The organism is Roseiarcus sp., from assembly GCF_049514155.1.
Taxonomy (GTDB): domain Bacteria; phylum Pseudomonadota; class Alphaproteobacteria; order Rhizobiales; family Beijerinckiaceae; genus Roseiarcus.
The window spans coordinates 1-4,772 of record NZ_JBEKVH010000221.1; the positions used below are offsets into that span (position 1 = coordinate 1).

Below are 4,772 nucleotides of genomic sequence, written 5' to 3' on the forward strand. Positions count from 1 at the left end.
CGCCGCGTGGCCCGAGGCGACGGCGAGCGCGGCCGGCGCCCCCTCGAGCGCGGCGACGCGCTCTTCCAGCGCCGCGGTCGTCGGGTTGGTGATGCGGGTGTAGATGTTGCCGAACGCCTGCAAGCCGAACAACGACGCGGCGTGGTCGACGTCGTCGAAGACGAAGGCGGTCGTCTGGCAGATCGGCGTGACCCGCGCGCCGGTGGTCGGATCGGGCCGGGCGCCGGCGTGGATCGACAAGGTGGAAAAACCGGGTTCGTCGACGGCGGTCATGGCGTCTCCTTGGCGCGCGGCATGGTGACAAATTCGGGCGGGGAGGGGAAGCGCGGGCGAAGTCGCGGGCAGGGCGATTGGCAGGCGCGGAGCCGCGCGCCAGCGGAGCGGATCGCGGGCACGGGGGCCCGCGCCAAACGAAACGCCGGGTGCCGCGGTGTGTGAGCGCAGAGTTCGACCCGAACGGACGTTACGATGGCAGCTCGAATGGCCGGGATTGGCCGAGAGCGGACAGGCAGCGTCGGGCGACCGTAACATCGAAGCTGACGTTCGCTGCTGCGAGGCGTCACAATCGCTCTCAACCGTCAGGTCACAAACTCAAGCTTGCGGTCGACGGACAGCCGCCTGCACGCCTGCTCGATCTCATTTCAGCTCGAAATACTCCAGCGTGCCTTCGCCTTCATGCGGAGATTCTCCCGGTAGCTTGAGCGTAATCGGGCTCACGAAGCGCGAGTACCAAGGCTTCATCGACATGATTGCGGCGACCGCCTTTTTGACGAACGATTGGTCCGAAAGAAGGCTGCTGGACGTCAGGAGACGATCTGAAATCTTGAATTCGGCCCGACTTCCGTCAGCGGTCGCGAAGGAGACAGCCGAGTCGATGGGGCGCTCATGGTTTGGATCGGGATGGCGTACGGGGCCGCTCGCTACCGCCGTTAGGTCCGACCCGTAGGCGTTGACCTGCACCCCGTGATCGTCAGCGACGAAGAGGAGTGGAATATCCGTCCCCCCGACCGCGGCCTTACCATGGATATCGGCTGCGATGATCGTGTGGCCGCCGCTTTGGCCGCGCCCCCACCACCAGTTGTCGAATAGATCGGCTGGAGAAACATTACCCCAGTTGTGATCGTGATAACCGCTGCCCGTGACTTGTCGAGTCACGCCGTCAGCAGTCAACGTGCCCGTTATAGCGCCCTCCGGTACAGCCACCAGCCACGCGAAGAACCTGTCCCCGACCTCGTCGTAGCCAGTTGCAGGGCGGTAGGAAGCGACCCTGCGGCGCAGAACCAGATCGCAACCCACGCCGCCGGTTTCGGCGGCGTCCACATGAATGGCGTAGGTTTGCAGATTGCCTTTGAAGCTGTGAGGACCAATCTGAATGTTGGCTTGATCAGTCGCAAATGCTCCGGGGTCATCGAAGGTTCGCATGACGCGCCGGGTCGGCTTTCCTGGCGGCGTCAGTTCGAAATCCACCGCCCTCTTTTGCGATCCGTAGAGCCAATTGTCGCCGAACCAGACCACCACCACGGTCCCGTCGTCGAGCAACCCGTCGAAATACCACCACTCGAAATAGTCCGAGGTCTTCGGCGTGCGCCGTCCATCTTCCCGGACCTCGATCTCCGTTCCGATGCCGAGGGTCTTGAAGTCCTCCGGGGCTGCCGCGAGGTGAAGCCTTGCATCGCCGGAAGTCGGCGCCGTTTGCGGGCTGCATGCCGTGACAAGCGCGCCCAACGCGACGCTCGCCAACTTAGCCCTACTCGAATTCGTCATGCTCGTCTCCGTGCATAGTGCGCCGCGTCGCCGTTCAGCGCGAACGTAACTTTGGGACTTGAGAGTCGCCTCGTACCGCGCCGACGGTTGTGCTCCGTGCGGATTTGACCGCCCGGCAGACCGACACTCGGCTCACTGGTCAGTGAGCGGGCTCTCTCGGTGGTTGCCTGGGCGGCCAGCCGCTCCGGTCTTGAAGACCGCGAGAATCCAGAAGGGCAAAGCCGTGAAGAGACACACCAATGCTTCGACCGATCGGATATCGTGCGTCTGCCACTGGTGTCCGACAGGATCAGCTAAAACGGTGGACGGTTCAGTGTTGAGAATTAAGCTCAGGACGGGAGCAATGATGATTGACGTGTACGCCAATAGCGGCGTGATCCAGTATCCGGGCGCTTTCACGTCCGAAGCAGACCGGCTTCTGGCGTACAAAGCAAAGCTTTGGAAAAATACGTACACCGTCAGATACCATCCCAGGAAATTGCTCACAGGCACGCCGAAATAGCTCCCGCCGTCGCGCCATACCCAACTGCCATTGATCGTCGACGCCATCGGATCAATCGTGAGATCCCAGGACACCATGATAAAACTTGCGATCACCGGCGTTGCGAACGACCGCAGACCAAGCAATCTGCCGTCCTCGTCGCCGAGAATGGCGCGCGCTAACGCCCACGAGAGATAGCCCATGCCAAAATACGCTGGCCCGATCAGCAGAGGCACAAGGAATAGTTTGGGGCCCAAGGCGTCGCTGTAGTGGTACCAGCCGAATGGGAAGCCCGTCATGATGCTGAGATTCTCAAACGCGTTGCTCACTCCCAGACAAATGAGCAAGAAGATCAGGATGCCGCGCAAGCCGTAGGTCAACGCGCCGTGCAGCAACCCGAATAGCGTAAGTGTCGATGCGATCAGGGCGCCGCCCACGCCCTGCGGCAGATGCAACGCAACGGTCGCCACATGCGAGATGACGCTTGCTGCCGCTACTGTCCAGAGCAGCGGCGTCGCCCAAGGACGGGCTCTCTGCGTTGCTGAATCCGTCCGGAGATCCGTTGTCATTTAACACCCATCGTGTAGCCAAACTCATTCCGATAGCGAGGGACGAACAACCCGCGTCCCGTCGGTTGGGAGATTTACCACCTGCCGTCCAGCACTGGGCTGGCCCGCCCATTTCCCGGCTAGCGACGGTCGATGTCGGTGAGACAGCTCCAATCCTTGTCCTGCCAGCCGCGCGCGATCGACGCCTCGAGTTTGCTGCGCAGCGCCTCGGCGCTCGACAGCCGTAGATTCACGTCCTGTGCGGCGGCGATCATCAGTTTGACATCCTTGAGCCCGCCGGAGGCGGTAAAGCCGACGGCGTCAAAGTCGCGCTCGCTGATCTTGGTCACGTATTCGCGCGTCGCCGGGTTGGCAAAAAAACTGGACAACATTTGCTGGACCAGCGCCGACGGAAGGTCCGACTTCTCCGCCCATGCAAGCGATTGACCGATCAGATCCAAGGCCGAGGCGCCGAGAAAATTGGCGATGAGCTTGGCGATCGACGCCTGGCTTGCGCGCTCGCCGACAACGAAAATCATCGGCGCGTAGGACGCGATGACGGAACGCGAAGCCCCGATCCGCTCGGCGTCGCCGGCGACAAAGGTCAGCAGCTGAGCCGCCTCAGCGGCGGGAACCCGGCCGACGACCGGACCGGCGATGTAGCAGCGTCCGGCCGCCGCGTGCATCCGTTCCAGTTCATCGGACAGCGTCGGCGATATGGTGCTTGTGCCGATGTGAACGGCGCCGGGCCGCAGGCCCGCCAGAACGCCGTCCGGTTCCGACACAACGGCCTTCACCGCGTCGTCGTCAGCCAGACTCGAAATCAGGATGTCAGCGTCGGCCGCCGCAGCCGCCGGGGTCTTGGCAAGCCTCGCGCCGAGCGCGATGAGCGGCGCAGCCTTATCCGCGGAGCGGTTCCAGACCGCTAACGAATAACCGGCCCGGCGGATGTTCGCAGCCATCGCGACGCCCATCTTGCCCAGTCCGATAAAGGCGACCGTCAATTCCGCAGGAGACTTCATCGCCGACCCTCGACCTTCTTGGCGCGTCGCCGAAATGACGACGCCGAATAATCCGACATTCATTCGGATTGCGAAAGTCGGCTTTGGCCGCGCGCTATCGGCTCGCTTGCGGCCGAGTATAAGCCATTGCTGTATATAGCTTTTGCGGCCCCACGCGACGTCCTTCGCCGAAAGACGCCGTGGTGGAGCGCGAACGTCACTCGGGTTTTGCGTCTACCGACAGCGGGCGACCTGCCGAGCTGCGGTCGGCGCGTCTAGGTCCGCAAAAGGCGATGCTCGACGTAGCTCCGCACCAATTCCGTGAGCTCGATTTCCAAGGTCTGCGAACTGACTTGGGCGCCGCCCTCCATCGCCCAGGCACGAATGACGCCGACGATGGCGCGCGACAACACGTAAAGCCGCTCGGGCAGGATGCGGGTCAAATCGGCGCCATCGACCGGCGCCTCTTGTCGGCGAAGAAACCCGACGATCATCTCGACCGAGCGCGCCAACTCCGCCGCGTGGCCCTGCGCGATCATGACGCCCAATAGTGCGCCGCGAAGACGCCGACGCCCGCCGAAACCTCGGATCATGGCGCGAATCGCCCTTTGCGTCGCGGTCGCCGGAGCCCCAGCATCCGCTTGTTGCAGCGCCCGTTGAACCGCAGCCGAGGTCTTTCCGAGTTCGTTGCGCGCCAATGCGACGAGGATGGCGTTCTTGGACGGGAAATAGTCGTAAACCGTACCGACTCCGTAGCCTGCGACCTCAGCAATTCGTGCCGTCGTCAGCGCTTCAAGGCCTTGGCCTTCTATCAATCGCGCCGTCGCCTCAAAGATCGCCTCGACAGCTTGGACGGAGCGTTGCTGGCGAGGCGTCCGTCGCGCAGAAGAGCCGGCCCGCTTAGCTCGCGCCATTCGATGACCTCGTTTCGGGATCTGTTGATATCAATCGGATACGGCAGCCGCCCCGATTAAGGGC

The 4,772-nt window shown here is 62.9% G+C and carries 5 protein-coding genes; all 5 read right to left on the minus strand.

Annotation, left to right across the window (positions count from 1 at the left end; translation table 11 throughout):
• A partial coding sequence (locus ABSF49_RS20150) for a PLP-dependent transferase (protein ID WP_424114420.1) occupies nt 1-273 on the minus strand: 273 nt, incomplete at its 3' end.
• Nucleotides 274-636: 363 nt separating this feature from the next.
• Entirely contained in the window at nt 637-1,764 is a 1,128-nt protein-coding gene (locus tag ABSF49_RS20155; protein WP_424114421.1) for a hypothetical protein, read from the minus strand.
• A gap of 132 nt (nt 1,765-1,896) precedes the next feature.
• Entirely contained in the window at nt 1,897-2,814 is a 918-nt protein-coding gene (locus ABSF49_RS20160) for a carotenoid biosynthesis protein (RefSeq protein ID WP_424114422.1), read from the minus strand.
• A 119-nt stretch (nt 2,815-2,933) separates the two neighbouring features.
• A complete protein-coding gene (locus ABSF49_RS20165) occupies nt 2,934-3,878 on the minus strand; it encodes an NAD(P)-dependent oxidoreductase (protein WP_424114423.1) in 945 nt (314 codons plus the stop codon).
• A gap of 191 nt (nt 3,879-4,069) precedes the next feature.
• Nucleotides 4,070-4,708 (minus strand): TetR/AcrR family transcriptional regulator, encoded by a 639-nt coding sequence (locus ABSF49_RS20170; protein WP_424114424.1) that lies wholly within the window; start codon nt 4,706-4,708, stop codon nt 4,070-4,072.
• Nucleotides 4,709-4,772: the final 64 nt, after the last annotated feature.